This is a genomic window from Methylocystis sp. (assembly GCF_051061225.1).
Classification (GTDB): Bacteria; Pseudomonadota; Alphaproteobacteria; order Rhizobiales; family Beijerinckiaceae; genus Methylocystis.
This window is the reverse complement of record NZ_JBPFEB010000129.1, coordinates 207,188-231,628: the sequence shown is the minus strand read 5'-3', so window position 1 is coordinate 231,628 and position 24,441 is coordinate 207,188. Positions and strand designations below refer to the sequence as shown.

Below are 24,441 nucleotides of genomic sequence, written 5' to 3'. Positions count from 1 at the left end.
CCGCCTCCGTGTTGCGTTAATCGAGACAGGCCCTCGCGAGCGCCTGAAACGCCCGCGCGCGGTGAGACAGCGCGCGCGAGCCGTCGCCCGGCAGCGCGTGCTTTTCCGCCGACATCATCTCTCCGAAGGTTTTGTCGAGCTCATCGGGCTTGAAGATCGGATCGTAGCCGAACCCCTTGTCGCCCTTGGGCGGAAACACGAGTTCGCCATCGACGCGGCCTTCGAATTCCTCGATATGGCCATCCGGCCAGACGATCGCGAGCGCGCAGGTGAAATTGGCGCGATAGGGCGGCTTGGCGCCGCGCTTTTCCAGTTCCGCCCGCACCAGCTCGCAGGCGGCCTTGAAATCGCGCGTCTCTCCGGCCCAACGCGCCGAATAGACGCCCGGCGCGCCATCGAGCGCATCGACGCACAGGCCCGAGTCATCCGCGAAAGCGGGCAGGCCGGAGGCCATGGACGCGGCGCGCGCTTTCAATGCTGCGTTGCCGCGAAACGTGGTCTCGGTTTCTTCCGGTTCGGGCAGGTTGAGTTCTCCCGCCGAAACGGCGTCAACGCCATGCGGTCCGAGCAATTGCTGGAGCTCCCAGAGCTTGCCGGGATTGTGCGTCGCAATGACGAGTTTGCCGTGGATTTTGCGGTGAGTCATGACGCAGCCTTGTCGATTTTGCTTGGACGCCCTCCCTGTCCCTCCCCCGCTTCGCGGGAGAGGGGACGCTCGCGATCAGCGGTCTCGGAGAGGGCGGCAACCTGCTCCCTCTCCCGCGAAAGCGGGGGAGGGCTGGGGTGGGGGCTTACCCCGCCAGCGCCGCCTTTTGCAGCGCAATAAGATCGCCGACTCCCTTTTGCGCGAGCGCGAGCATCGCCGAGAGTTCGTCCGGCGAAAAAACGGCCACTTCCGCGGTCGCCTGAATTTCGACAAGGCCGCCGGAGCCGGTGATCACGAAATTGGCGTCGGTCTGGGCGGTCGAGTCCTCGGCGTAATCCAGGTCGAGGACCGGCGCGCCGTTGAAGATGCCGCAGGAGACCGCGGCGACGTGGTCGCGCAACGGGTTCTCCTTGACGATGGAGCGCGCCCGCATCCATTCGAAACAGTCGCGCAGCGCAAGCCAGGCGCCGGTGATGGAGGCGGTGCGCGTGCCGCCGTCAGCCTGGATCACGTCGCAGTCGAGAACGATCTGGCGCTCGCCCATGGCGGGAAGATTGGTCACCGCGCGCAGCGAGCGGCCGATGAGGCGCTGGATCTCCTGCGTGCGGCCGGTGAGCTTGCCGGCGGAGGATTCGCGGCGCGTGCGCGTGTGCGTTGCACGCGGCAGCATCGAGTATTCCGCCGTCACCCAGCCGCGCCCCTGGCCGCGCAGCCACGGCGGCGGCTTGTCTTCCAGCGTTGCGGCGCACAACACATGGGTGGCGCCGAACTTCACGAGGCAGGAGCCTTCGGCGTAGCGGGCGACTCCGCGCTCGAAGCTGACGGGCCGCATCTCATCGAGCGCGCGTTTGCTGGGACGCATGAAAACTCCTGTGCGCTGTAAATTAGAGGCGTTCTAACCCGCTTTGGCTCCCGTTGGAAGCGCCAGTGTTTTCATCCTTGCGCTTCGGGGATTGTGGTGGGAGCATGATTCGACGGAGCCGGTTCAACAGGCTCCGCACATAAGGGAGGATAAGATGGGCGAGATGCACTCTTCCCACGAAGCGAGAGCGCGGGGTCCCCGGCTGATCGCGCTGGCCGGCCCCTTCCAGAGCGGCAAGACCACACTTCTCGAATCGATCTTGACGCATGCGGGCGCCATCCCGCGGCAGGGCTCGGCCGCGGCCGGCGCGAGCGTCGGCGACGCCAGCGCCGAGGCGCGCGCCCACAAGATGAGCGTCGAGGCGAACGTCGCGACTGTCGATTTCATGGGCGACAGCTACACCTTCATCGATCTTCCAGGCTCCGTCGAGTTTTCGCACGAGGCCCGCAACATCCTCCCCGCCGTCGACGCCGCCGTCGTCGTTTGTGAAGCCGAGGAGCGCAAGGTCCCGGCTCTGCAACTCGTGCTGCGTCAGCTCGAGGAATTCGGGGTGCCGCATCTCTTGTTCCTCAACAAGATCGACGCGACCACAATCGACGCGCGCAACGCCCTGAGCATCCTCCAGCCGGCCTCGCGCACGCCGTTGCTGCTGCGGCAGATTCCCATCTGGAACAATGGCGTCGCCATTGGCTTCATCGATCTCGCGCTCGAACGCGCCTATGTCTATCGCGAACATGCGCCATCCGAAATCGTCGAAATCCCGAAAGGCGAGGCGGCGACGGAGAAAGAGGCGCGCTACTCCATGCTGGAGCGTCTGGCCGATTACGACGACGCCCTGATGGAGGAGCTGATTTCCGACATCGAACCGCCGCGCGACCAGATCTTCGACGATCTGACGCGGGAATTGCGCGCGGGTCTGGTCGCGCCGCTGTTCATTGGCTCGGCGGAGCGCGGCGCGGGCGTCACGCGCCTGCTCAAGGCGTTGCGTCACGAGGGGCCGGGCGTGGCGGAGGTTCGCGCGCGTCTCGGCGTGCCGGACAATGGTCCGCCGCTCGCGCGCATCCTGCGCACCATTCACACGCCGCACGGCGGCAAGCTGTCCGTCGCCCGCGTCCTGCGCGGCGCTTTCGACGATGGCGAGACGGCTGTCTCGGCGGCGGGAGAGGATCGCATTTCAGGGCTGTCGCGATTGCTGGGCGGCAACATGTCCAAGCTTTCCGTGGCGAAGGAAGGCGAGGTCGTCGCGTTCGGCCGCCTCGACCATGCGCAGACCGGCCATACGATCGTCGCCGACGCGCGCGCCGATCGTGCTTCCCTCACGACCCACGCGCCGGTTCCCGATCCCGTGCACGCCGTCGCGCTCGCGGTGAAGGATCGCAAGGACGAAATGCGGCTTGCGGCCGCGATGGCGAAGCTCGTCGAGGAGGACCCCTCGCTCGTCTTCGTGCATGATCAGGAAATGTCGCAGATCAAGCTCTTCGGCCAGGGCGAGATGCATCTGCGCGTCGCGCTGGAGCGGCTGCAATCGCGCTTCGGCGTCGCGGTGGAGGTCACGCGCCCGACGGTGGCCTATCGCGAGACGATTCGCCACAAGGTCACGGTGCGCGGCCGTCACAAGAAGCAGTCGGGCGGGCACGGCCAGTTCGGCGACGTCGTGCTGGAAATCGGCCCGCGCGGGCGCGGGGAGGGGTTCGGCTTCGCGGAGCGCGTCCATGGCGGCGCCGTGCCCAAGCAATATTTCTCCTCGGTGGAGGCGGGCTGCCAGGACGCGCTGGCCCATGGTCCGCTCGGGTTTCCGGTTGTCGACGTCGAGGCCGTGCTGACCGACGGCTCCTATCACACGGTGGATTCCTCCGACATGGCCTTCCGCACCGCCGCGCGAATCGGGATGAGCGAGGCGCTCGGCAAGGCCGACCCGGTGCTGCTCGAACCGGTGCTCGCCGTGGACATTTTCGTGCCGAGCGACGCCATGTCGCGCGCGACGAGCCTCGCGTCTGGCCGGCGGGGGCAGATCATGGGCTTCGGTCCGCGCGAGGGCTGGGACGGCTGGGACAAGCTGGAGGCTCTGATTCCCGAAGCGGAGATGGATAATCTGATCGTCGAATTGCGTTCGGCGACGGCGGGCGCGGGGTTCTTTCGCGCGCGTTTCGATCATCTCGCCGAGGTGGTCGGCAAGCAGGCGCGCGAGATCGTCGCCGCCCACGCCGGCCATCAGCCCGCGCGGGCTGCCGTGGGGTAGCTTTCCGCGAGCGTCCGACCTTTGCCCAGCGAAGGCCGGACGGGGCTTCGTCAAGATGGAAAGCACCGCCCGAAGGCGGCGAGCAGCCTCGGGTCGCCGGACATGCGGATGCGCCGGCTGATCAGCGCCCAGGGCAGGCTCGCCTCCTTGCGCAGGAAACGTATCCATGTGTCGGCGTCGGCCGTCACCGCAAGATCGGCCGCGCCGACAAGGCCGTCGCTGACCCGCAGTTTCCTGTCGGCGATGGCGACCGTCGCCTGACGGCGCGAGGCGCCCGTGAAGGTGAAATGATAGGTGGCGGACAGTCCCGCGGATGCGTTGCGCTGAAAGATGTGCCTCAGCGCCCCGAGAAACCCATCGACCGTCGCGGGCCGCAAGACCGCGCCCACGCGCTTCGCGCGCTTGTGGGGAAAGCGGCGCAGGACGTAGGTTTCCGCATCCGATCCGCGCCGCACATAGATCGTTTCGACTTTTCGTTTCAGCGGATCCACAACGCCTTCCAGAAAGGCCTTTTTGCTTGAGAGATACGGGCCGATGACATCCTCGCCCGCCGGGCAGACGGCCAGACAGTAGGCCGCCTTGTAATTCGGCCGGTAAGAGAGGCTCTGCCACATGGACACGGTTTCCTGGTCCTCGACCTTGCGGCGATAGTCGCGCGCGTTCTTCGCTTCCGCGACCGTCTCGATGAAATCGGAGAAGCCGCCCATGAACTCGCGATAATTATGCGTGTAGCAGGCCGCGAAGTCGAAATGGCCGTCCGGCGCGATGGCGCCCGTGGGGCAGGCGGCCACGCAGAGCTTGCATTCCATGCAGGGGTTATGATCGAGCGGCGCGCCGTCATGCGCGACATTGAGATCGACCGCGACGGTTCCGAGCAGGATGAAGCTGCCAAATCTCGGATGAATGACATTGCGATGCAGGCCCATTTGTCCGAGGCCGGCGGCGACGGCGATGGGCTTGTGGGAGATGACCCAGAGCTTTCCGGGCCAGTTGTCGGCTTCCATCGGAAACCCGACCGGCGGATAGCCGGCGCGCCGTCCGCGCGCCTCCAAGGCCCTGACGATGGCCCGCGCCGTCGTGTCGCAGGCGTCGTTTGATTGGTGGAACTCCAGATTGGCGAATGAGCGCGCCGGGCTGCGGATATTCTCCCGGTTCATCCGCACGACAAAGGACAGGAGCGTTCGCGCAAAGGGAAAGACGGACAGAATCTCCGCGCGTTGATCATCGAGCGCCGGGTCGCCGATCGAGACGAAGCCCATGTCGTCGGCGCCTGCCTCCATCACGAGATCGCGCAAGGCGTCGGCGTCGAGCGTGGCGGCGAGAGGATGCGCAGCTAAATTCATTGCATATACCCCTTTTTGCACGAGAAAAGACTCAGCCGCTCGGATCCGCCCGGGAGGCAATCTTCATGAGATCGCGCAGCTCGGACAAAAGCTTTTGCAGACGCTCGGCGCCGAACTGCTGCTCCACCGCGTTTTGCGCGGCGCGCCAGTGTGGCATGGCGTTGGCGAGGGTGGACTCGCCGAAGGGCGTGAGAGACACCTTGCGGGTGCGCCGGTCCTCGCCCGGCCTGATTTTCACCAGCCCGCGTTTCTCCATGAGCGCGAGGTTTCTGGCCAAGGCGCTGCGGTCCATCACGAAGACCTCGGCAAGCTTGCTGACCGTCGCCCCGCCGGTGAGCGAACAGGCGACGAGCAGCGAATATTGCGTCGGTTCAAGGCCCGTCGTCGCCATGAACTGCCCATAGAGCCTGGTGACAGCCCGGCTGGCGCGCCGCACATTGGCGGCGGCGCAGCTCTGCGCACAGGCTCCGACATCGGCGGGATCGGGCGGGCTCATGAGAAAGATGTATATGCCCCTATATGCCTGCCGTCAATGTGCGGGGCCATGCAGCGCCCTATCTGTCTTGCTTGAGACCCGCGAGGTCGCCTGCCTCGCCGGGAAGCTGCGCCGCTGGAGGATCGACATGCGCATGTTCATGATTCTTCTGGGCGTGACGGGACTGAGCTGTTCAGGCCTGGCCGCCGAGGGCCTTCAGACCGTGACGCTGAAGAAACCCGCCGCCACATCCGACCAGCCGCCGTCACGCTCGCGCTGCGCGAAGAAGATCACGCTTGGTCCCGACAAGAGCGTGGTCGCCTGCCTCATGCGCAAGCATCGCAGCGCGCCGGATCATTGAGGCGGCGGGCCAATCCCGGCCGCGGATTCAGCTAGGAAGACGGCTGCGCCTCCGCTTTGGATCGGGTGCCAGCGCTCTCAGAAATGTTCATCGGCTTGTAGGCGGGGTCGCCGGCAAGCCTCTCGCGGGCGCAGGCGGAAAGATCGATTTCAAATCCGTCCTTGATCGGAAAGGCTGACATGTCGGCGCCAAGCGCCTCCGAGTGGTCGAGCTGGCGGATGAAGTCGCCATTTTCCTGCACGCGGTCGAGGAGCGGCGCGTCACTCTTGTTCACCAGCTTCAGGAGGGGCCTGGGCCAATAGACGAAGAGTTTCGTGGTGATCCGGTACCAGGGGGTTTGCGAGTCGTGCATGGGCGCAAGCGGATCGGGATCGAACGGCCGCGAGGCGACAGACGAGAACGGATTGACGCAAAGCCCGTGGTCCACCGCCTTTCGCACCATCCATTGCAGGGCGCAATCGGAGAGGCCGGACTCCGGATAGCCGCCGCCGACATCCGAGTGCACGCCCGGAAACCAGACTTCCTCGTAATTGTAGATCCTGGTCTTGCCGGCGGCCGCGTTCGCCTCCGCCGCCTCGCGCTTGCGGGTCTCCGTCAGCTCCATGCGCGTCGGACGGAAGGGCCAGCGCTTCTCGTCGATCGCGCAGGCGTGATAGGCGTTCAGGATGATCGGGCTGATCTTGGTGTCGTGGAACTGGGTCGGAAAGAACAGGTTGAGCAGCTTGCCGAGAATAAATCCGAACGGCGCGCCCAGCGCGCCCACGGTGTCCCACACGCCGAGAAACTTGATCGTCTCCTTGCCATGCGTATTGGCCTGCCGGAACGCCTGCGAGAGGTCGCTGCCGGGATGCCATTTCGGGTCGGAGCTGCGATAATGCGCATAGGCTTCCTCGAGGAGATGAAGCTTGTCACGGCGCAAGATCCCGACATTGTAGATCATGCCGGCGAGGCTTCTGACCGTGAAGGCCCCCCGGCTGAAGCCGAAGAGGAAAATCTCGTCGCCGTCTTCGTAATTGCTGACCAGAAACTGGTAGGCGCCCTTGATGTTGTCGGACATGCCGAGGCCGAAGCCGCCGCCCGTCAACCGCTCGTCCCAGCGATTTCCAACGCCGCGCACGTAATCGACAATCTGTACACACCCATCGCCGTCGCCGGCCCGCGTCAGTTCGAAGAGGCGCAAGACATTGGTCGGGCAGGGTCGGCCGTCCCTGCTTTTCTGATCCTCCTTGTTCCAGGTGCCGTCACAGAAAACAACAAGCCGCTTGTGCGGATGCGGCCGGGGCGCGACGTCGTCCATGAAATCCTCTCTGAAAAAGGAAGAGCCTTCCGACCATGATACTCCGCCGAGTCGGCGGCGCGCGCAACCTGAGCCGCGTCGTCGGGCCAGTTGGGGACGGGGGCGTGCAAAGGCGCGCCCCGGCGCCGGCAAAACAAAGCCGGCGGCCTTGCGGGCCGCCGGCTCGTTCACGCTCCAGGATGCGTAAAAATCAGGCCAGATACTGGCCGCCGTTGATGGTCAGCGTCGAGCCGGTGATGAAGCCGGCGTCGTCCGAGGCCAGGAAGACAACCGCGCGGGCGATCTCTTCCGGCTCGCCGAGGCGACCCACCGCGATATAGGGGATGATGTGCTTGTCGAGCACGTCCTGCGGCACGGCCTTGACCATCTCCGTGGCGATGTAGCCCGGCGCGATGGCGTTGACGGTGATGCCCTTGGAGGCGCTCTCCTGCGCCAGCGCCTTCACGAAGCCGATGTCGCCGGCCTTGGAGGCGGAGTAGTTGGTCTGACCCGCCTGGCCCTTCTGGCCGTTGATCGACGAGATGACGACGATGCGGCCGAAACCGCGGTCGCGCATGCCGTTGATCACGGGGCGCGTGACGTTGAACAGCGAGTTCAGGTTGGTGTTGATCACCGCCTGCCACTGCGCCAGCTCCATCTTGTGGAACAGACGGTCCTTGGTGATGCCGGCGTTGTTGATGAGGATCTCGACCGGGCCGAGGTCCTTCTCGATGGCCGCGACGCCCGCGGCGCAGGCGTCGTAGTCCGACACGTCGAACTTGTAGACCGGGATGCCCGTCTCCGCCTTGAACTTGTTGGCGGCTTCGTCATTGCCCGCATAGGTCGCGGCGACGTTGTAGCCGGCGGCCTTCAGCGCCTTGGAAATCGCCTCGCCAATGCCGCGGGTGCCTCCCGTGACGACTGCAACTCTTGCCATGTGTGTCCCTCCCTCGAAGATGAATGTCCCTCTCCCCGCCTGCGGGAAGAGGGCCAGGGTGAGGGGCTGGCCGCCACGACGGGCTCCGCGTCTTTGCTTGCGACACGCCAACGCGCGCCGCTGTCGCCTTGCCCCTCACCTCGACCCTCTCCCCGGATCACGGGGAGAGGGAGCGTGACTTACCGCTCGACCGTCAGCGCGATGCCCATGCCGCCGCCGATGCAGAGCGTGGCGAGACCCTTCTTCGCGTTGCGGCGGCCCATTTCGTGCAGCAGCGTCACGAGGATGCGGGCGCCGGACGCGCCGATCGGATGGCCGATGGCGATGGCGCCGCCGTTCACGTTCACAATGTCGGTGTTCCAGCCCATGTCCTTGTTGACGGCGAGGGCCTGGGCGGCAAAGGCTTCGTTCGCCTCGACGAGGTCGAGATCGCCGACCTTCCAGCCGGCCTTCTCCAGCGCCTTGCGCGAGGCCGGGATCGGGCCCGAGCCCATCACGCTCGGATCGACGCCGGCGGTCGCCCAGGAGGCGATGCGGGCGAGCGGGGTCAGGCCGCGCTTCTGGGCCTCGGCGGCGCTCATGACGACCAACGCCGCGCCGCCGTCATTGATGCCGGAGGCGTTGGCGGCGGTCACCGTCCCGTCCTTGATGAAGGCCGGGCGCAGCTTGGAGACGCTCTCGAGCGTGACGCCGTGCTTGATGTATTCGTCGGCGTCGACGATCAGGTCGCCCTTGCGGGTGGAAATCGTGACAGGCACGATCTCGTCCTTGAACTTGCCGGCCTTCTGCGCGGCCTCGGCCTTGTTCTGCGACTTCACCGCGAACTCGTCCTGCTGCTCGCGGGTGATCTGCCACTGCTTGGCGACGTTCTCGGCGGTGATGCCCATGTGGTAGTTGTTGAAGGCGTCGGTGAGGCCGTCGATGATCATGGTGTCGAGGAATTTCACGTCGCCCATCTTGGTGCCGGTGCGCAGTTGCGCGGCGTGGTTCGACAGCGACATGGACTCCTGGCCGCCGGCGACGATGATGGTCGCGTCGCCCGACTGGATCTGCTGGGCGGCGAGCGCCACGGCGCGCAGGCCGGAGCCGCAGACCTGATTGATGCCGAAGGCGGTCTTGCTGTCGGGAATGCCGGCCTTGATGGCCGCCTGACGGGCGGGGTTCTGGCCATGGGCCGCGGTCAGCACCTGGCCGAGAATGACCTCGTCGACCGAGCCCGGCTCGATTTTGGCGCGTTCGAGAGCGGCTTTGACAGCAGCGGCGCCGAGCTCGTGGGCCGGAACCGTTCCAAGGGCTCCGTTGAACGATCCGACGGCGGTGCGCGCCGCGGAAACGATCACGATATCGGTCGTCATGTCTGTCTCCCTTTAAAGATTGGTGGGGCCGAAAAAGCCCTCGAGCGCCCGGCCGGGGGCGAAGGTGGTTGAGCATCTCGCGCTTGCGCAAGTCAAGCCGCGGCCCGTTTTGCACGGAATTGAGCTGGAGCGAAAGCCGTCCGAGAGGAAAATATTGCCGCAGGCGCCAAAATGCGCTTATCGTCGATTGGCCGGGGTTGGGCCTTTTTTCAGGGCGCCCCGGACATCGAGGGGAGCGGCGACAGGCGTATGGCGACGGAAAAGAAACCTACGATAATAAAGAAATACGCCAACCGACGTCTCTATGACACCGGCACCAGCACATATGTAACCCTCGAGGATCTCGCCTCCATGGTGAAGCGCGGCGAGGACTTTGTCGTCTGCGACGCCAAGTCCGGCGAGGACATCACCCGCCCGGTCCTGACCCAGATCATCTTCGAGCAGGAGGGCAAGGACGGGCAGAGCCTTCTGCCGATCGCCTTTCTGCGCCAGCTCATTCGCTTTTACGGCGACTCGATGCAGATGCTGGTGCCAAGCTACCTCGAATTTTCGATCGACAAGCTGACCAAGGAACAGCAGAAGTTCCGCGACCAGTTCACCTCCGCGCTCCCGGCCGCGGGCCCTTTCGCCGAGCCGACCCGCCAGGCGTTCCAGGCGATGGAGGAACAGACCCGCAAGAACATGGCTGTCTTCCGCCAGGCGCTCACCATGTTCAACCCCTTCGGCCTGCCGACCGAAAGCGTCGCCGGCACGACAGGGCCGTCGATGGAGGAGCACGAGGGCGTTTCGTCAGCGGGCAAGGAGGGCGGCCCGGATGTGGCCGAGCTCAAGCGCCAGCTCGACGAGCTGAACAAGCGGATCGACAATCTGTCCAAGGGGTAGGCGTCGCCCCTGGCCGCGACTGATGGGTCCGGGCGCGCGGCTGCGTCTGGAGCAGGCGCGGGACCGCCCGCCTGTGTGTGGGGAAGATGGCCAGCCAGCCACACTGGATTGATTTTTATTGCTTTTCGTCTTCGATCGGGTTTGAAGAGGGCGCGCTGGGGAAGGAGACGGCATACCCTCGATCGCTGAACTTGAAGAACAATTCGCGAAGTCTCTCGGCAAGAGCTTCGACCAGTTGACCGACGACGAACATGAGGCCTTCGGGGCCATGATCGCTCAGGGCCTGCGCGAGGCCGCCGCGCGCGAGGCCGGGAAATAAGCTCCCGCCTGGCGCGTTTCGATCGGCGTTGGCGCGCCAGAATACCGGCGAAGGCGAGGGGCGTGATGTCCTGGAGAGTGCGTCGTGGCCGAACAATCGGAAAGCCAGAAGCAAACCATTCGCCGCGTCATGCATGAATACAAGCACGGCGAACTCAAAAGCGGCGGCGCCCGCGGCAAGGTGAAGAACCCGCGGCAGGCCATCGCCATCGCCTTGCACGAGGCGGGCGCCAGCAATCAGGAAAGCCCGCAAAAGAACAAGGAGCGCCTGCGAAACACCAGGGAGAAGGAACGCAGGGGAGAGACGGCGGAGGCGGAAGCGGAGGGGAAGGACGCGCAGGACCGAACGCTGCACGGGCGCGGAAAAGGGAAAAGCGGGGGCGCCTGATCGGCTGGCGCGCCGCTTATTCGATTGGGCGCGTTTCGGTGACCTGGCCGACCAGCCGGGGCCGCGCATGAGCGCCAACGGTAAAGACCGGCGCCGGCGACTTCATGGCCTGCTCGAGCGCGACCAGGGCGTTGCGCTTGGCTTTGGGAAGATCGGACCGGGCCACGGACACGAAATCCGCCGCCGTATGCGGGCAGGCGCTGCGTCCCTTGAACACCACGATGTCGCCATCGGTGACCACGCTGTCGCCGGCGCGCAGGGTTTCGTCGCGCAGATAGGCGGAGGAGGGGGCGGCGGTCGCGGCCTGCTCCGGCGTGGCGCAGAGGCGCGGCTTCTGAGGCCTCGAACCCGCGACATAGTCCCGGCGATCGCCGTCGGCGTTCTTCTGCGCGCCGCCCGACGCCTTGCGTCCCTCCAGCACCCGGATGGAATAGTCGCCGCGTCCGCTGTTTCTGGGAGCGCGCGCGCGCGGCGGCGGCGGCGCATGCTGGACGCCGTCATCGATTCCGAAGAGGTCTTCGAGAAATCCCGCCTCGGCGGGCGCGCCGAGCGCCAGAATGGCGGAGAGGGCGACAACAAGACCGGCGCCTCTGCGCGACAGGTCAAAAACAGTGCAAAAACCGTCGCGCATACCTGCCCCCAAGAACGCAGAGTAAAGGGTCCGTTAACACAGCCTGACAATTCCTTTCAACCATTGCGACCGCGCTTTCCATCATTAATCAGACAGTCTGCCGCTGATTCCAGACTTGCGGCGGCTGCTTATTGTAAAGCTGAAGCTTCTTCGAGCCCGCGCTAGTGTAAGAAATTAGTATGGAACTTCTCTGTCTGAACGCGCCGGCTTTTGCTAGGTTGCGGTGGCGTAACGACTCGTATCGATTCCTTACGTCTCTTTGACAACCACTCAATCAAATATCGGGGGCGAAATGAAGAAATGGGCTGTGGCGGCCGCTGTCGGGCTTTACGTTCTCGCCGCGTCCGCGCCGGTTCTTGCGCAGGCCGGCGCCGCGCCGCGAACCTGCTCACAGGCGTATAATCAATGCTTTGACGCCTGCACGGCGCGGTTTCCGGGCGGCGGAGAGGGGAGCGCGAAATGCATCGACAAATGCGCCATGGCGCGCTCCCAATGCGATCGCAGCGGCTGCTTCAAGGATGAAGGCGTCGAGGCTTGCGGCCTCGCCAGGCAGTAAGAGTTGAACGCCTGAAGTGACAAGGGGACGCTCGGGCGGCGCTTGGCGCCGGGGCGAAATTTCATCGCGCCGCAGCATTCGACTGCGGTCAAAACGGAGATATGACATGCGTGGTTTCATTTTGGGCGCGGCTGCGCTCGTTGCGGCGGCGGGAAGCGCCTGGGCGGCCACTGGCCTCGACACCTATGTCGACAAGAACGGCTTCCTCGACGTGCAGGCGCTGACCTGCGCGCAGCTCGCGGACACTTATCAGGAAGACGCGAACGCGCTCGCCAACTGGTATTCCGGCTGGTACAATGGTCTGGCGAAAAAGCACTATTATCATTATGCGCGCGTCTCCGGCGAGGAGCACATGGTCATCGTCTATTGCAAGGCGCACCGCGACGAGAAGATCATTCACGCGCTCGACAAGATCTTCAAGGAAGAGCGCGACTCTCACTAATCTGATGAAGCCCGGCCTTCGGCCGGGCTTCTTTCTGCGCTGCGACAATGATCCGTTCAACCCAGGCGGCGCGCAGGAGAACAATGAGATGAAACCGATTTATGGAATCCTGTTGGGGGCGGCTTGCGCGACGGGCCTGCTCTCGCCGCTTCGCGCCGAAACGCCCGCGACGCCAACTCCGGCGCCGGCTGCGAAAGCCGCTCCTGCCGCCATTGCGCCGGCCGCGCTCGACATTCTGAAAGGCATGAGCGACACGCTGGCCAAAGCCAAGTCCATGTCGTTCAACGTGCGGCGCGCCTTCGACGAGCCGGCCGCCAACGGCCAGCCGCTGTTCTACATGGTCAGCACCAATGTGAGCCTGCAACGGCCGGACAAGCTCAAGGTCGTGGCGCTCGGCGACGGTCCGCCCTCCGAGTTCTATTACGACGGCAAGGAATTCGCCGTGTATCTGCCGGCGTCCAACATGATCGCCGTCGAATCCGCGCCGGCCAATCTCGACGAAATGCTGGAGGCGGCGTTCAACAAGGCTGGCCTCTACTTCCCCTTCGTCGATTTCATCGTCGCCGACCCTTATGCGGCGGTGACCGAGAAGCTGACGTCGGCCTTTGTCATGGGCCAGTCCAATGTCGTGGGCGGAACGACCACGGACATTGTCGCGATCGCCAATCCCGATTATCAGGCGCAACTGTGGATCGGCGCGAAGGACAAGCTGCCGCGCCTCATCTGGGTGACGCCGACCAATGGCAAATCGCGCAGCATGATCGAATTCGCCAACTGGCGGCTCAACGCCGGCGGACTCAAATTCGCGCGCGCGCCTGGCGCGGCCAAGGCTGGCCATATCAAGTTCGGTAAGCCGGGCGAAACCGCGTCAGCCAAGTAAGCGCCATCCGGAGGACACCATGAAGAAGATGTTTTTTCGCGCGCTTGTCGTCGCGATGGCGAGTCTCGCTCTGACGCCGGCTTTCGCCTGGCGCGGTGGTTTCGGCGGCGGCGGCTTCGTCGCGCGCGGGCCTGACGGCGGCATGGTCGCGGGCGGCTGGCATGCCGGCGGCGCCGCCGGTTGGGGCGGCACGTGGCACGGCGACGGCTGGCATGCCGGCGGCTGGGGCGGATACGGCTATCACGGGCCGGTCGTCGTCAACAGCTATTACGGCGGGGGGTGCTACGCCTGCGGCGCGGCGGCTGCGGGCGCGGCGATCGGCGCGGCGGCGGCGGCCAACGCCGTGGCGCGCAATTATGCGATCGGCATGACGCTGGCGACGCTTCCCACCGGCTGCGTGGATCGCATGGTCAACGGCGACTCCTTCTATGTTTGCGACGGCGCGTGGCTGGCGCCGCGGTTCGGCAACAACGGCGTTTATTACGTCGTCGTCAATCCGATGTGATCACATGAAGGTCTGCGGATCGACGTCGATCTGCACGCGAACGCCGCCGCGCGGTTTCGGCGCGGCGGCGATCAGATCGCGCAGGAAGCCCTGCACATCGGCGCGTCGCGGCGCCTTCACCAGCAGACGATAACGAAACCGCCCGCGAATGAGCCCGATTGGCGCCTCGGCGGGCCCGAGCATCATGATCTCATCGGCTTCCGGCAGGCCGCCCAGAGCCGCGACGCGGTAGCGCGGAGACTGCGGCAGTTCATGCGCGGCGCGGACGATCGCGCGCGCATGACTTTCGGCCGCCGCCGCATCCTTCCCCCAGACGATGAGCGCGGCGAGGCGCCCGAAAGGCGGCAGGCCCGCGCGTTGGCGCAGCGCGATTTCCTGCGCGTAGAATGTCTCCGCGTCACCCGAGAGCAAAGCCGCGATGACAGGATGCTCGGGCTGGAAGGTCTGGATGAGACCCCGGCCGGGCCTGTCGCCGCGTCCGGCGCGCCCCGTCACCTGATTGAGCAATTGAAAGGTGCGCTCGGCGGCGCGCGGATCGCCGCTGCCCAGACCAAGATCGGCGTCCACCACGCCGACCAGCGTGAGCTGGGGAAAGTTGTGACCCTTTGCGACAAGCTGCGTGCCGATCACAATATCGAAGGCGCCGTTCGCAATCTCGTCCAGCTCGCGGCGCAGGCGCTCGGCGCCGCCGGGAAAATCCGACGACAGCACGAGCATGCGCGCGTCCGGAAAGAGCGTCGCCGCTTCTTCCGCGAGGCGTTCGACGCCGGGGCCGCAGGCCGCAAGCGAGTCGGTCGCGCCGCATTCGGGGCATGTGTCAGGCCGCCGCTCGACATGGCCGCAGTGATGGCACACCAGCGCGCGCCGGAAGCGATGCTCGACGAGCCAGGCGTCGCATTGCGCGCAGCGGAAGCGATGGCCGCAATCGCGGCAGAGGGTCAATGGCGCATAGCCGCGCCGGTTGAGAAACAGCAGCGCCTGTTCGCCCCGCCCGATGGTTTCGCCAATGGCGAAGGCGAGACGCGGCGCGATCCAGCGGCCGCGCGCCGGGCCTTCGCGGCGCATGTCGATCGGCTCCAGGATCGGCATGGGGCGCGCGCCGGCGCGCGCGTGCAGCCGCAGATGATCGTAGCGTCCGGTTTCGGCGTTCACGCGCGTTTCGATCGAGGGCGTCGCCGAGGCCAGAACGATGGCCGCGTCTTCGAAGCGGGCGCGCACGACCGCCATGTCGCGCGCGTGATAGGAGGCGCCGTCGTCCTGCTTGTAGGCGCCTTCGTGTTCCTCGTCGACGACGATGAGGCGCAGATTGTTGAAGGGCAGAAACAGCGCCGAGCGCGCGCCGGCGACGACGCTCAATTCGCCGGTCGCCGCCGCCCGCCAGATGCGGGCGCGCTTCCTGTCGCTGACGCCCGAATGCCATTCCGCCGGCCGCTCGCCAAAACGCGCGGCGAAGCGCTCCAGAAACTGCGCGGTGAGCGCGATCTCCGGCATCATCACCAGCGCCTGGCCGCCCTCCTTCAGCGCGGCGGCGATGGCCTCGAAATAGACTTCGGTCTTGCCGGAGCCGGTGACGCCTTCCAGCAGAAAGGGCCTGAAGCTTCTCGCGCGCACGGCCTCTGTGAGCGACTCCGCCGCAAGGCGCTGCGCCGGTTCGAGGATCGGCGCCGCGAAGTCCGGATCGAGCGCGCGCGCGACAGCTTCGGGCGGCGCGGCGACCGCTTCCAGCGCGCCGTCGTCAACGAGCGCGTCGAGGACGCCCGCCGTGCAGGCGGCGGCCTCGGCGAGGGCCTTTTTGGAAAAGGTCATGCCGCCCTCCGCAGCCGCGAGCACGCGCCTGCGGGTTGGCGTGAGCCGCTCGGGGCTGCGGCCTGTCGCGCGGTACAGCGTGCGCGGCGCGTCGGGCGCGGCGTCTTCCGCCGCGCGCGTCGCGAGCCGCAGCGCCATGCCGCGCGGCGTCAGCGTGTAGCGCGCCAGCCAGTCGATGAAGTCGCGCAGCTTTCGCGCCAGCGGCGGGCGATCGAGCCGGGAGATGACGGACTTGAGATTGCTGCGTGGCGAGGAATGCGCTGCGACCGACCAGACGACGCCATAGGCCTCGCGCGGTCCGAGCGGAATCCTGACGCTGTCCCCCGGCTGCAGGCCGAGGCCGGGCGGCGCGAGGTAGGAGTAGGGCGCGTCGACGGCGACGGGCGCCAGCACATCGACCACCCGCGCGCCTGTCGACTCGTCCTGCGCTGCGCTCATGGCGCGGGCTTAAAGCATAAAGCGCCGCGCCGGAAGCCACGGAACCCCGCGCCGCGCGCAAGGTTCAACCGCCGGACGGGCGGCGAGGAGGCGCGGATGAACAGGGCAGTGGAAACGGAATGGCCACGGATTGGCGCGTCGGCGGTGGTGACAGGGGTCGTTGCGGCGCTCATTTCGGCGGCGGCGCTTGCGGCGGCCGCGAAACTCGAAGGCAAGGGCGCGCTCCAGCCCATCAACGCCACCAGCCATTGGCTCAATGGCGACGCCGCCGCAAAGGTGGAGCTGCCGACGGCGCGGCACACGCTCGTCGGCTTCGCCACGCATGTGCTTTCCGCCATCTTCTGGGCGGCGCCCTTCGAGGCCTGGCTGGCGCTCAATCCGCCGCGCACGCCCGAGGCCCTGCTGCGTGACGCAGCCGCCATGGCCGGCGTCGCCGCCGTGGTCGATTACGGCGCCACGCCGAAGCGTTTCACCCCCGGCTGGGAGCTCGTGCTCTCCAAGGGCGCGATGCTCGTCGCCTATCTCGCCTTCTCCGTCGGACTGGCGGGCGGGGCGCTGGCGTCGGATCGGATGCGGGAGGAGACGCGGACGAGGCCGCTTCCGCTTTGGCGTTCGTCATAGCTGTTTGATGAAGGCCCGCATCTGCGCCCTCTCCCGCGAGAGCGGGGGAGGGCTGGGGAGGGGGCAATCCCGAACCGATCTTACCGGCAGGCGTCCCAGAAACCCGAGCGATAGTTGGCGCTGGTGTAATACCAGCACAGGCCCGGCGCCGGCGCCGCCGAGGCGGCGTAGGCCGCGGCCGCCGCCGCGCCCAGCACGCCGATCGCCGCGCCGGCCGCGATCGCCCCGCCCGGACGCCAACCGTAATGCGGCCTATGCCAACCGCCATGGCCCGGACGCACATGGACCGGCGGGCGGAAGGCCGGCGGGCGATGGACGGGTCTGTGTCCGCCCACGGGGCGGTGGCCGCCGACGTGACGGATCTGAAAGATGTTCCCGTCGATTTCCGAGGTCGGCGAGACCGGCAGGGCGAGGGCCCCGGCCGTCTGGCCGAGAAGGAAGGCGCCGACCGCGGCGGCGGCGCCAAGGCGCATGAAGAGGCTCATGCTGCTGAACTCCCAAAGAGGGCGCCCTTCGGCGAAGGGCTCGTACCGTGCCCTCATTGAGACAGCCGCTCACAAATGCCAAGGTATCGCCTGCTCGGATTGAGCGGCGAGGGGCGGCCGGCGCGCGCGCCTTGACGTTCCGGCCCGCCGTCCCTATCCCTGACGAAGCCAGTCGGCTGGACGGCCGCTGCGTCATGCAGAGGAAAGTCCGGGCTCCACGGAGACACGGCGCCGGATAACGTCCGGCGGGGGCGACCCCAGGGATAGCGCCACAGAAAGCAAACCGCCGGGCTTGTCCCGGCAAGGGTGAAAGGGTGCGGTAAGAGCGCACCGCCTCGACGGCAACGCCGAGGGCATGGCAAGCCCCGCCGGGAGCAAAACCGAATAGGGGCGACGGAAAGCCGTCAAAAGCTTTCAACCCGTCTCCGGGATGTCGCCCGGGTTGGTTGCTCGAGGCGGTCGGCGACGACCGTCCCAGAGGAATGGCCGTCACGCGCGGTTCGGGGGAAACCTCGGCCCGCGCCATACAGAACCCGGCTTACAGGCCGGCTGGCTCTTGCTTTTTTGGTTCAAATCGGCGCAGCGCGGCCGGGTGCGTAAACCCTCCCTTAAGACTAACAAAGCTTAATGCCGGTTGGCGCTCCAGCAGGCGCCGCGGCGCGCCGCCGCTTTGCCCATTTCTTGAAACGACGATGCCCCGCCAGACGATGTCGCCGCACCCGATCCTCACCGCGAGCCGGTCCGCCGAAGGCCCGCGCGCGGGGCGGCGGCGCGTGGGCCGGGCCATGGAGACCGCGAGAGGTTACGTGATGGGCGACCACGGCGCGGATTTTGACCCGGCAGCGAACGGCCCCGTCCGGCATGTTCCGGTGCTGCTGAACGAGGTGATCGAGACCCTGCGGCCGCGCGCGGGCGGGCGTTATCTCGACGGCACATTCGGCGCCGGCGGCTATACGCGGGCCATTCTCGCCGCCGACGACGGCAGGGTGCTGGCGCTCGACCGCGATCCGACCGCGATCCGCGCGGGCGCCGATCTCGTCGCCGCGGCGCAGGGGCGCCTCGTCCTCGTCGAGGCGCGTTTCTCCGAACTCGAAGAGGTGGCGCGCGCGCAGGGCTTCGCGCCGCTCGATGGCGTCGTCTTCGACATCGGCGTCTCGTCCATGCAGTTCGATCAGATCGAGCGCGGCTTCTCCTTCCGGGGCGACGGGCCGCTCGACATGCGGATGGAGGGCAAGGGTCCGAGCGCCGCCGACATCGTCAATGAGGCCGACGAGGAGACGCTCGCCGACATTCTCTATTTCTACGGCGAGGAGCGCGCCGCGCGCCGCATCGCGCGCGCCATCGTTCACGACCGCAAGCTCGCCCCCTTCACCTCGACCCGGCCGCTCGCCGAAATGATCGCGCGCGTGGCGCCGGCGCGGCCGACCGACATTCATCCCGCCACGAAAAGCTTCCAGGCGCTGCGCATCGCCGTGAACGACGAACTCGGCCAGTTGCTCGACGGCCTCTCGGCGGCGGAGCGCGTGCTGGCCGAGGGCGGCCGGCTCGTCGTCGTGACCTTCCATTCGCTCGAAGACCGCATCGTGAAGCAGTTCCTCGCCGAGCGCTGCGGACGCGGCGAGACCGGTTCGCGTCGCCTGCCGGGCGAAGCGGCCCCGCCGCCGACGAGTTTCGTCTGCGAAGGGCGTCAGCCGATCGCGCCGACCCGCGCGGAAATCGCGGCCAATCCGCGCGCCCGTTCCGCGAAGCTGCGCCATGCGACGCGCACCGCCGCCGCTCCGCTGGCGCTCGGCGACAAACTCATGCGGCTGGCCCGGCTTCCGGCGCGCGACAAGGGAAGAGCCTGATGCTGCGGATTCTCAACATCCTCGCGATCTGCGTCCTGGTCGGCTCGGCGGTCTACGCCTATTCGATCAAATATCAGACCAGCTACCGGGCGGAGCAGATCGCCAAGACGAAGCTCGAAATCAAGGCCGAGCGCGACGCCATCGCCGTATTGCGGGCCGATTGGGCCTTTATGACCCGTCCTGAACGGCTTCAGCCGCTCGCGGACAAATATTTGCCCGATTACACGCCGCTACAGGTGACGCAGCTCGTTTCGGCGCAATCCCTGCCTCAGAAGACGCGCGGGGACTCGATTGGCGCCAAATTGAGCGAGATCGGATTGTCCGCGCCGGCGACGCCGCCCGCCGCGCCGGCCGCGCCCACCAACACGCCGAAGTCGGAGCCGGCGAAGGCGAAGAGCGCGACCCCGAAAGTCGCGCCCACGGCCAAGGCGGCGGCAAATCAGCAGGGTCCGAGCCAGGAGCCGAAGAAACCATGACCGAGCCTTTCGAAATGCCGGAAGCCGAAACGCCCCCGCCGCGCCCGGCGGCGAAGCCGTCGAAATGGTCGGATTTCATCGGCCGCGTCTTCTCGACCAACATCCAGTCCAGCGCGCCGCGCATGAAGCTCGCGGCGATCGGCTTTCTGGCGCTCTACGCCGTGATCTGCGGCAAGCTCGTTTATCTCGGCTTCAAGCCCGAGCCGGCCACGACGCGCCGCGCCGCCGCCGAAGCCGTCGCCGCCTCGCGTCCCGACATCGTCGACCGCAATGGCGAAGTGCTGGCGAGCGACGTGAAAGTCATGTCCGTCTTCGCCGAGCCGCCTCGCCTCATCGACAAGGACGAGGCGACGGAGCTGCTCACCGCCGTTCTGCCCGACGTGGACTCCAAGGAGCTGCGCGAACGCCTCGGCTCCAAAAAGGGCTTCGTCTGGGTGAAGCGCGAAGTCTCGCCGCATCAGCGCGACGAGGTGTTCCATCTCGGCCTGCCGGGCGTCGGCCTCATTGCCGAAAACAAGCGCGTCTATCCCAACGGACCCATTGGCGCGCATGTGCTGGGCTACGCCAACGTCGACAATCAGGGCATCGCCGGGATCGAGAAATATATCGACGGGCAGGGTCTGGCCGATCTGCACAATCTCGGATTTGGCGGAACGCCGGACGACCTTCAGCCGATCGCGCTGTCGCTCGACATCCGCGCGACGCATGCGCTGCGCGACGAACTCGTCAAGGGCGTCGAGCACTTCAAGGCGAAGGCGGGCGGCGCGGCGATCATGGACGTCAACACGGGCGAAGTGGTCGCGCTGGCGTCCTATCCGGATTACGACCCGAACAAGCCGACCGAGGCGCTCGACCCGCTGCATATCAACCGCATGAGCGTCGGCGTCTACGAGATGGGCTCGACCTTCAAGGCGCTGACGATCGCCATGGCGCTCGACTCCGGCAAGGTCAATCTCAACTCACGCCTCGACGCGCGCGGCGCCCTGTCCTTCGGACGCTTCAAGATCCACGATTATCACGCGCAGAACCGCGCCCTGACGGTGCCGGAAGTCTTCACCTATTCCTCGAACGTCGGCACGGCGCGCATGGCGATGGGCCAGGGCGTCGAACGGCACAAGGCCTTTTTGAGGAAGATGGGCCAGCTCACCCGCATGCGCACGGAACTGCCCGAGAGCGCCGAACCGATCGTGCCGAGGAACTGGGGCGAGCTGAACACGATGACCATCGCCTTCGGCCATGGTCTCGCGGTCGCGCCCTTGCAGGCCATGATGGCCGTCGGCGCGCTGATGAACGGCGGCTATCTGATGGCTCCGACCTTCCTGAAGCGCTCCCAGGAAGAGGCCATGAAGACGGCCGAACAGGTGATCAAGCCCGAGACCAGCGAAGCCATGCGCTATCTCATGCGCCTCAACGCCGAGATCGGCACGGCGAAGAAGGTGGACATCAACGGCTATTACGTCGGCGGCAAGACCGGCACGGCGGAGAAGGTGATCGGCGGCCATTATTCCAAGAATCGCCTGTTCACGACCTTCATGGCGGTGTCGCCGGCGGACAAGCCCAAATATCTCTTCCTCACCATCATGGACGAGCCGCAAGGCTTGCCGGAGACAGGCGGCTATGCGACCGCCGCCTATAATTCCGGCTATGTGACGGGCCAGATCATCGAGCGCGTTGGTCCGATCCTCGGCCTCGCGCCGCGTTTCGAGCCGCCGCATACGCCCTTCCCGCTGCTGGCGAAACTCGGCTATGGCAAGGCCAATGTTCCCGCGACCGGAGGCCATGGCCACTGATGCGTCTCGCAGAGCTCCTCGCCAGGACCGACCTCGACCCCGCCCTCGCGGGGCGCGACATCGCCGGTCTTTCGGCGGACAGCCGGGCCGTTGGCGAGGGCTTCGCCTTTTTCGCCGTCCCCGGTCACGCCGGCGATGGCCTGTCCTTCGCGGATGACGCGAAAGCGCGTGGCGCCGTTGTCGTCGTCGCGCAGCGGGCGGCGGAATGCTCCCTGCCGCTCATCGTCGTCCCCGACGTGCGCGCGGCGCTCGCACATGCGGCGGCGCGTTTCTATCCGCGTCAGCCGCAGACCATCGTCGCGGTGACGGGAACCAGCGGCAAGACCTCCGTGGTCGCCTTCCTGCGCCAGATCTGGGCGGCGATGGGTCATGAAGCGGCCTCTCTCGGCACGGTCGGCGTCGTGGACTCGAAGGGCGCGCATTACGGCGCGCTGACGACGCCCGGGCCGGTGGAGCTGCACAGGATTCTGGACGATCTCGCGGGGCGTGGCGTCACGCATCTAGCCATGGAGGCGTCCTCGCTCGGGATCGATCAGCGCCGTCTGGACGGCGTTCGTCTGACAGCGGCCGGCTTCACCAACTTCTCGCGCGATCACCTCGACCACCACCGCGACATGGAAGAGTATTTCGCGGCGAAGATGCGCCTGTTCGACACATTGCTTCAGCCGGGACAAACCGCTGTCGTCGACGCCGACAGCGACGTCGCCGCGCACGTCATGGGCGTTTGCGCGGCGCGTGGGCTGGAGATCTTCGCAGTCGGCGCGAAGGGCGAGGCGATCACGCTGAAAGAGGCGCGTCCACATGCGCTGGCGACCAGCCTGCGGCTTGGTTTTCGGGGCGCCGACCATGCGGTCGAGCTGCCGCTGGCGGGCGCCTTCCAGACGTCCAACGCGCTTGTCGCGGCGGGGCTCGCCATTGCCTGCGGAGACACGCCGGCGGCGGTTTTCGAAAGGCTCGCGCATCTCGCGGGCGCGCCGGGTCGGCTCGAACTCATCGGCGACCGCGACGGCGCGCCGGCCTTCGTGGATTACGCCCACAAGCCCGACGCGCTGGAAAAGGTCCTCGCGACGCTGCGCCCGCTGACGAAACAACGTTTGATCGTCGTTTTTGGCTGCGGGGGCGACCGGGACAAGGGAAAGCGGCCGCTGATGGGTGACATCGCCGCGCGCGCGGCGGATATCGTTTTCATTACCGACGACAATCCTCGCAGCGAGCCGCCGGCCGCGATCCGCGCGGAGATCCTTGCGGGCGCGAGAGGCGCCGGGGGCGCGGCGCGGATCATCGAGATTGCCGATCGCGCCGAGGCGATTTCCAGGGCCGTTGCGGACCTGCGCCCCGGCGACGTGCTCGTCGTCGCCGGAAAAGGCCATGAGACTGGCCAGATCGTGGGCGATCGCATATTCCCCTTTTCAGACTGCGAAGTCGTCGCAAATGCGTTGCGGGAGCACGGTTCATGAGGCAGGAACCACTTTGGTCGGGACTGGCGCTGGTGGGCGCCCTTCAGGCCCGGGTCAGCGGCGCGCTGGCCCGCGAGGTCTCGGGAGTCTCGATCGACACCCGCACCCTTCAGGCCGGCGATCTCTTCGTCGCCATCAGGGGAGAAGCGCGCGACGGCCATGAGTTCGTCCGCGCCGCCTTTGAAAAAGGCGCCGCCGCGGCGGTGATCGACGAGACGCATGCGAAGGAGCTCGTCGGCGCCGGTCCGCTGCTCGTCGTGAAGGACGTTCAGCGTTCGCTCGAACTCCTCGGGATGCGCGCGCGCGACCGCACCGCGGCGCTCGTCGCGGCGATCACCGGCTCCGTCGGCAAGACCTCCACCAAGGACATGACGAGGCTGATGCTGTCGCGTTTCGGCGCCACCCACGCCTCGGTCGCCTCCTACAACAACCAGTGGGGCGTTCCGCTCACATTGTCGCGGATGCCGGCGTTGACGCGCTACGGCGTGTTCGAGCTCGGCATGAATCACGCGGGCGAACTCACGGGCCTCGTCGCACAGGTGCGCCCACATGTCGCCGTGGTGACCCGCGTCGCCGCCGTGCATCTGGAGCATTTCGCCTCGGTCGAGGCCATCGCCGACGCCAAGGCGGAAATCTTCACGGGCCTCGAAGGCGGCGTCGCCATCATCAATCGCGATGACGATCACTTCGCGCGCCTCGCGGAGGCGGCCTCGCCCTACGCCGGGCATGTCTTCGACTTCGGCGAATCCGAGGGCGCGCAGGCGCGGCTTCTCGATTACCGCAAGGTGGACGACGCTCATGAGATCACCGCGGATGTGCTGGGGCGTCGTCTCGTCTATCGCATCGGCGCGCCCGGCAGGCATCTGGCGCTGAATTCGCTCGCCGCGCTGCTCGTGGCGCTCGCCTTCGACGTCGACGTCGAGGCGGCCGCGCAGGCCTTCGCCGATTTCACCCCGACGGCCGGGCGCGGCCAGCGCGAGACGCTGTCGACGCGGACGGGACCGTTCACGCTGATCGACGAGAGCTACAACGCCAATCCGACGTCCATGCGCGCCGCGCTGGAGCTGCTCAGCGGAACGGAGCCGAGCGTCGGCGGCCGGCGCATCGCGGTGCTCGGCGACATGCTGGAGCTCGGGCCACAGGGCGCCGATCTCCACGCCGGTCTGGCGGAGGACCTCGCGCGCGCCAGGGTGGACCTGCTGTTTACGTCGGGTCCGCTGATGTCGCGCCTCTTCTACGCCGCCCCGGACGCGATGCGCGCCGCCCATCGCGCCACGCCGCTGGAGCTGGAAGAGGCCGTGCTGGGTGAGGTTCGCGCGGGCGACGTCGTCATGGTGAAAGGCTCGAACGGGTCGCGCGTCTCGCGGATCTGCGGCGTGCTGAGGGAAACATTCGCGGCCGGGACGGCCAGCTAAGGAAGCCGAT

General features: G+C 66.7%; 25 protein-coding genes and 1 other RNA gene. 15 read left to right on the top strand and 11 right to left on the bottom strand.

All coding sequences use genetic code 11. The features are described 5' to 3' along the window. Window positions 1-16 precede the first annotated feature (16 nt). Both rdgB and rph read right to left on the bottom strand, forming a co-directional pair. Window positions 17-646, bottom strand: coding sequence for an RdgB/HAM1 family non-canonical purine NTP pyrophosphatase (gene rdgB / locus ACR652_RS23020; protein ID WP_434508810.1), 630 nt, complete (start codon window positions 644-646; stop codon window positions 17-19). A gap of 145 nt (window positions 647-791) precedes the next feature. Further along, window positions 792-1,508: a ribonuclease PH gene (rph, locus tag ACR652_RS23015; protein ID WP_434508809.1), complete on the bottom strand. Its 717-nt coding sequence runs from the start codon at window positions 1,506-1,508 to the stop codon at window positions 792-794. A 154-nt stretch (window positions 1,509-1,662) separates the two neighbouring features. On the opposite strand from rph, the gene ACR652_RS23010 reads away from it, so the two are divergent. Then, window positions 1,663-3,747 (top strand): elongation factor G, encoded by a 2,085-nt coding sequence (locus ACR652_RS23010; protein ID WP_434508808.1) that lies wholly within the window; start codon window positions 1,663-1,665, stop codon window positions 3,745-3,747. Window positions 3,748-3,797: 50 nt separating this feature from the next. On the opposite strand, the gene ACR652_RS23005 is transcribed toward ACR652_RS23010, so the two are convergent. Beyond that, entirely contained in the window at window positions 3,798-5,090 is a 1,293-nt protein-coding gene (locus ACR652_RS23005; protein WP_434508807.1) for an epoxyqueuosine reductase, read from the bottom strand. Window positions 5,091-5,121: 31 nt separating this feature from the next. Next, complete coding sequence (locus ACR652_RS23000; RefSeq protein WP_434508806.1) at window positions 5,122-5,586, bottom strand: MarR family winged helix-turn-helix transcriptional regulator; 465 nt, start codon at window positions 5,584-5,586, stop codon at window positions 5,122-5,124. Window positions 5,587-5,653: 67 nt separating this feature from the next. Between ACR652_RS23000 and ACR652_RS22995 the strand changes: the two genes are divergently transcribed. Further along, window positions 5,654-5,926, top strand: a complete 273-nt coding sequence (locus ACR652_RS22995) for a hypothetical protein (protein WP_434508805.1) — start codon at window positions 5,654-5,656, stop codon at window positions 5,924-5,926. 31 nt (window positions 5,927-5,957) lie between these two features. Here ACR652_RS22995 and ACR652_RS22990 read toward each other — a convergent pair whose 3' ends face one another. From ACR652_RS22990 to ACR652_RS22980, 3 genes are all read right to left on the bottom strand, one after another. Beyond that, window positions 5,958-7,223 (bottom strand): DUF2235 domain-containing protein, encoded by a 1,266-nt coding sequence (locus ACR652_RS22990; protein ID WP_434508804.1) that lies wholly within the window; start codon window positions 7,221-7,223, stop codon window positions 5,958-5,960. A gap of 190 nt (window positions 7,224-7,413) precedes the next feature. Further along, window positions 7,414-8,139, bottom strand: a complete 726-nt coding sequence (gene phbB / locus ACR652_RS22985; RefSeq protein WP_434508803.1) for an acetoacetyl-CoA reductase — start codon at window positions 8,137-8,139, stop codon at window positions 7,414-7,416. Window positions 8,140-8,318: 179 nt separating this feature from the next. Further along, window positions 8,319-9,494 carry an acetyl-CoA C-acetyltransferase gene (locus ACR652_RS22980; protein ID WP_434508802.1) on the bottom strand — a complete coding sequence of 392 codons (1,176 nt, stop codon included), beginning with the start codon at window positions 9,492-9,494 and terminating at the stop codon, window positions 8,319-8,321. A gap of 249 nt (window positions 9,495-9,743) precedes the next feature. On the opposite strand from ACR652_RS22980, the gene phaR reads away from it, so the two are divergent. After that, the gene (gene phaR, locus ACR652_RS22975) at window positions 9,744-10,376 is read left to right on the top strand and encodes a polyhydroxyalkanoate synthesis repressor PhaR (RefSeq protein ID WP_434508801.1); all 633 of its coding nucleotides are present in this window, start codon (window positions 9,744-9,746) and stop codon (window positions 10,374-10,376) included. 115 nt (window positions 10,377-10,491) lie between these two features. On the opposite strand, the gene ACR652_RS22970 is transcribed toward phaR, so the two are convergent. After that, a complete protein-coding gene (locus tag ACR652_RS22970) occupies window positions 10,492-10,791 on the bottom strand; it encodes a hypothetical protein (RefSeq protein WP_434508800.1) in 300 nt (99 codons plus the stop codon). Here ACR652_RS22970 and ACR652_RS22965 point away from each other — a divergent pair. Then, window positions 10,780-11,082 carry a DUF6496 domain-containing protein gene (locus tag ACR652_RS22965; protein ID WP_434508799.1) on the top strand — a complete coding sequence of 101 codons (303 nt, stop codon included), beginning with the start codon at window positions 10,780-10,782 and terminating at the stop codon, window positions 11,080-11,082. The genes ACR652_RS22970 and ACR652_RS22965 overlap by 12 nt on opposite strands. Before the next feature lie 16 nt (window positions 11,083-11,098). Here ACR652_RS22965 and ACR652_RS22960 read toward each other — a convergent pair whose 3' ends face one another. After that, complete coding sequence (locus ACR652_RS22960; protein ID WP_434508798.1) at window positions 11,099-11,713, bottom strand: hypothetical protein; 615 nt, start codon at window positions 11,711-11,713, stop codon at window positions 11,099-11,101. A 292-nt stretch (window positions 11,714-12,005) separates the two neighbouring features. Here ACR652_RS22960 and ACR652_RS22955 point away from each other — a divergent pair, with 292 nt between their 5' ends. The 4 genes from ACR652_RS22955 to ACR652_RS22940 all read left to right on the top strand — a co-directional run bounded on the left by ACR652_RS22955 (window position 12,006) and on the right by ACR652_RS22940 (window position 14,096). Further along, window positions 12,006-12,269 carry a hypothetical protein gene (locus ACR652_RS22955; RefSeq protein WP_434508797.1) on the top strand — a complete coding sequence of 88 codons (264 nt, stop codon included), beginning with the start codon at window positions 12,006-12,008 and terminating at the stop codon, window positions 12,267-12,269. Window positions 12,270-12,375: 106 nt separating this feature from the next. Next, window positions 12,376-12,711, top strand: a complete 336-nt coding sequence (locus tag ACR652_RS22950) for an HdeA/HdeB family chaperone (RefSeq protein WP_434508796.1) — start codon at window positions 12,376-12,378, stop codon at window positions 12,709-12,711. A gap of 88 nt (window positions 12,712-12,799) precedes the next feature. Then, a complete protein-coding gene (locus ACR652_RS22945) occupies window positions 12,800-13,591 on the top strand; it encodes a DUF2092 domain-containing protein (RefSeq protein ID WP_434508795.1) in 792 nt (263 codons plus the stop codon). 19 nt (window positions 13,592-13,610) lie between these two features. Next, window positions 13,611-14,096, top strand: a complete 486-nt coding sequence (locus ACR652_RS22940) for a hypothetical protein (protein WP_434508794.1) — start codon at window positions 13,611-13,613, stop codon at window positions 14,094-14,096. Here the strand turns inward: ACR652_RS22940 and ACR652_RS22935 are convergent, their stop codons facing one another. After that, the gene (locus ACR652_RS22935) at window positions 14,097-16,340 is read right to left on the bottom strand and encodes a primosomal protein N' (protein WP_434508793.1); all 2,244 of its coding nucleotides are present in this window, start codon (window positions 16,338-16,340) and stop codon (window positions 14,097-14,099) included. A 96-nt stretch (window positions 16,341-16,436) separates the two neighbouring features. Here ACR652_RS22935 and ACR652_RS22930 point away from each other — a divergent pair, with 96 nt between their 5' ends. Beyond that, entirely contained in the window at window positions 16,437-16,961 is a 525-nt protein-coding gene (locus tag ACR652_RS22930) for a hypothetical protein (protein ID WP_434508792.1), read from the top strand. Window positions 16,962-17,041: 80 nt separating this feature from the next. Here the strand turns inward: ACR652_RS22930 and ACR652_RS22925 are convergent, their stop codons facing one another. After that, on the bottom strand, window positions 17,042-17,446 hold the full coding sequence (locus tag ACR652_RS22925) for a hypothetical protein (RefSeq protein ID WP_434508791.1): 405 nt from the start codon (window positions 17,444-17,446) through the stop codon (window positions 17,042-17,044). Window positions 17,447-17,614: 168 nt separating this feature from the next. On the opposite strand from ACR652_RS22925, the gene rnpB reads away from it, so the two are divergent. The 6 genes from rnpB (at window position 17,615) to ACR652_RS22895 (ending at window position 24,431) form a co-directional block, all read left to right on the top strand. Further along, window positions 17,615-18,003: RNase P RNA component class A (gene rnpB / locus ACR652_RS22920), an RNA gene on the top strand. Between the two features lie 135 nt (window positions 18,004-18,138). After that, the gene (gene rsmH / locus ACR652_RS22915; RefSeq protein WP_434508790.1) at window positions 18,139-19,293 is read left to right on the top strand and encodes a 16S rRNA (cytosine(1402)-N(4))-methyltransferase RsmH; all 1,155 of its coding nucleotides are present in this window, start codon (window positions 18,139-18,141) and stop codon (window positions 19,291-19,293) included. Beyond that, window positions 19,293-19,769: a cell division protein FtsL gene (gene ftsL / locus ACR652_RS22910; protein ID WP_434508789.1), complete on the top strand. Its 477-nt coding sequence runs from the start codon at window positions 19,293-19,295 to the stop codon at window positions 19,767-19,769. The genes rsmH and ftsL overlap by 1 nt, the downstream gene beginning before the upstream one ends. Continuing rightward, window positions 19,766-21,559 (top strand): peptidoglycan D,D-transpeptidase FtsI family protein, encoded by a 1,794-nt coding sequence (locus ACR652_RS22905; RefSeq protein ID WP_434508788.1) that lies wholly within the window; start codon window positions 19,766-19,768, stop codon window positions 21,557-21,559. Before ftsL ends, ACR652_RS22905 begins: the two co-directional genes overlap by 4 nt. Continuing rightward, window positions 21,559-23,016 carry a UDP-N-acetylmuramoyl-L-alanyl-D-glutamate--2,6-diaminopimelate ligase gene (locus tag ACR652_RS22900; RefSeq protein ID WP_434508787.1) on the top strand — a complete coding sequence of 486 codons (1,458 nt, stop codon included), beginning with the start codon at window positions 21,559-21,561 and terminating at the stop codon, window positions 23,014-23,016. The genes ACR652_RS22905 and ACR652_RS22900 overlap by 1 nt, the downstream gene beginning before the upstream one ends. Further along, window positions 23,013-24,431 carry a UDP-N-acetylmuramoylalanyl-D-glutamyl-2,6-diaminopimelate--D-alanyl-D-alanine ligase gene (locus ACR652_RS22895; protein WP_434508786.1) on the top strand — a complete coding sequence of 473 codons (1,419 nt, stop codon included), beginning with the start codon at window positions 23,013-23,015 and terminating at the stop codon, window positions 24,429-24,431. The genes ACR652_RS22900 and ACR652_RS22895 overlap by 4 nt, the downstream gene beginning before the upstream one ends. The last annotated feature ends 10 nt before the right edge of the window (window positions 24,432-24,441 follow it).

Coding starts and splice junctions, on each gene's coding strand:
- rdgB (WP_434508810.1), bottom strand. CDS start 646: ATGACTCACCGCAAAATCCACGGCAAACTCGTCATTGCGACGCACAAT.
- rph (WP_434508809.1), bottom strand. CDS start 1,508: ATGCGTCCCAGCAAACGCGCGCTCGATGAGATGCGGCCCGTCAGCTTC.
- ACR652_RS23010 (WP_434508808.1), top strand. CDS start 1,663: ATGGGCGAGATGCACTCTTCCCACGAAGCGAGAGCGCGGGGTCCCCGG.
- ACR652_RS23005 (WP_434508807.1), bottom strand. CDS start 5,090: ATGAATTTAGCTGCGCATCCTCTCGCCGCCACGCTCGACGCCGACGCC.
- ACR652_RS23000 (WP_434508806.1), bottom strand. CDS start 5,586: ATGAGCCCGCCCGATCCCGCCGATGTCGGAGCCTGTGCGCAGAGCTGC.
- ACR652_RS22990 (WP_434508804.1), bottom strand. CDS start 7,223: ATGGACGACGTCGCGCCCCGGCCGCATCCGCACAAGCGGCTTGTTGTT.
- phbB (WP_434508803.1), bottom strand. CDS start 8,139: ATGGCAAGAGTTGCAGTCGTCACGGGAGGCACCCGCGGCATTGGCGAG.
- ACR652_RS22980 (WP_434508802.1), bottom strand. CDS start 9,494: ATGACGACCGATATCGTGATCGTTTCCGCGGCGCGCACCGCCGTCGGA.
- phaR (WP_434508801.1), top strand. CDS start 9,744: ATGGCGACGGAAAAGAAACCTACGATAATAAAGAAATACGCCAACCGA.
- ACR652_RS22960 (WP_434508798.1), bottom strand. CDS start 11,713: ATGCGCGACGGTTTTTGCACTGTTTTTGACCTGTCGCGCAGAGGCGCC.
- ACR652_RS22955 (WP_434508797.1), top strand. CDS start 12,006: ATGAAGAAATGGGCTGTGGCGGCCGCTGTCGGGCTTTACGTTCTCGCC.
- ACR652_RS22950 (WP_434508796.1), top strand. CDS start 12,376: ATGCGTGGTTTCATTTTGGGCGCGGCTGCGCTCGTTGCGGCGGCGGGA.
- ACR652_RS22945 (WP_434508795.1), top strand. CDS start 12,800: ATGAAACCGATTTATGGAATCCTGTTGGGGGCGGCTTGCGCGACGGGC.
- ACR652_RS22940 (WP_434508794.1), top strand. CDS start 13,611: ATGAAGAAGATGTTTTTTCGCGCGCTTGTCGTCGCGATGGCGAGTCTC.
- ACR652_RS22935 (WP_434508793.1), bottom strand. CDS start 16,340: ATGAGCGCAGCGCAGGACGAGTCGACAGGCGCGCGGGTGGTCGATGTG.
- ACR652_RS22930 (WP_434508792.1), top strand. CDS start 16,437: ATGAACAGGGCAGTGGAAACGGAATGGCCACGGATTGGCGCGTCGGCG.
- ACR652_RS22925 (WP_434508791.1), bottom strand. CDS start 17,446: ATGAGCCTCTTCATGCGCCTTGGCGCCGCCGCCGCGGTCGGCGCCTTC.
- rsmH (WP_434508790.1), top strand. CDS start 18,139: ATGCCCCGCCAGACGATGTCGCCGCACCCGATCCTCACCGCGAGCCGG.
- ftsL (WP_434508789.1), top strand. CDS start 19,293: ATGCTGCGGATTCTCAACATCCTCGCGATCTGCGTCCTGGTCGGCTCG.
- ACR652_RS22905 (WP_434508788.1), top strand. CDS start 19,766: ATGACCGAGCCTTTCGAAATGCCGGAAGCCGAAACGCCCCCGCCGCGC.
- ACR652_RS22900 (WP_434508787.1), top strand. CDS start 21,559: ATGCGTCTCGCAGAGCTCCTCGCCAGGACCGACCTCGACCCCGCCCTC.
- ACR652_RS22895 (WP_434508786.1), top strand. CDS start 23,013: ATGAGGCAGGAACCACTTTGGTCGGGACTGGCGCTGGTGGGCGCCCTT.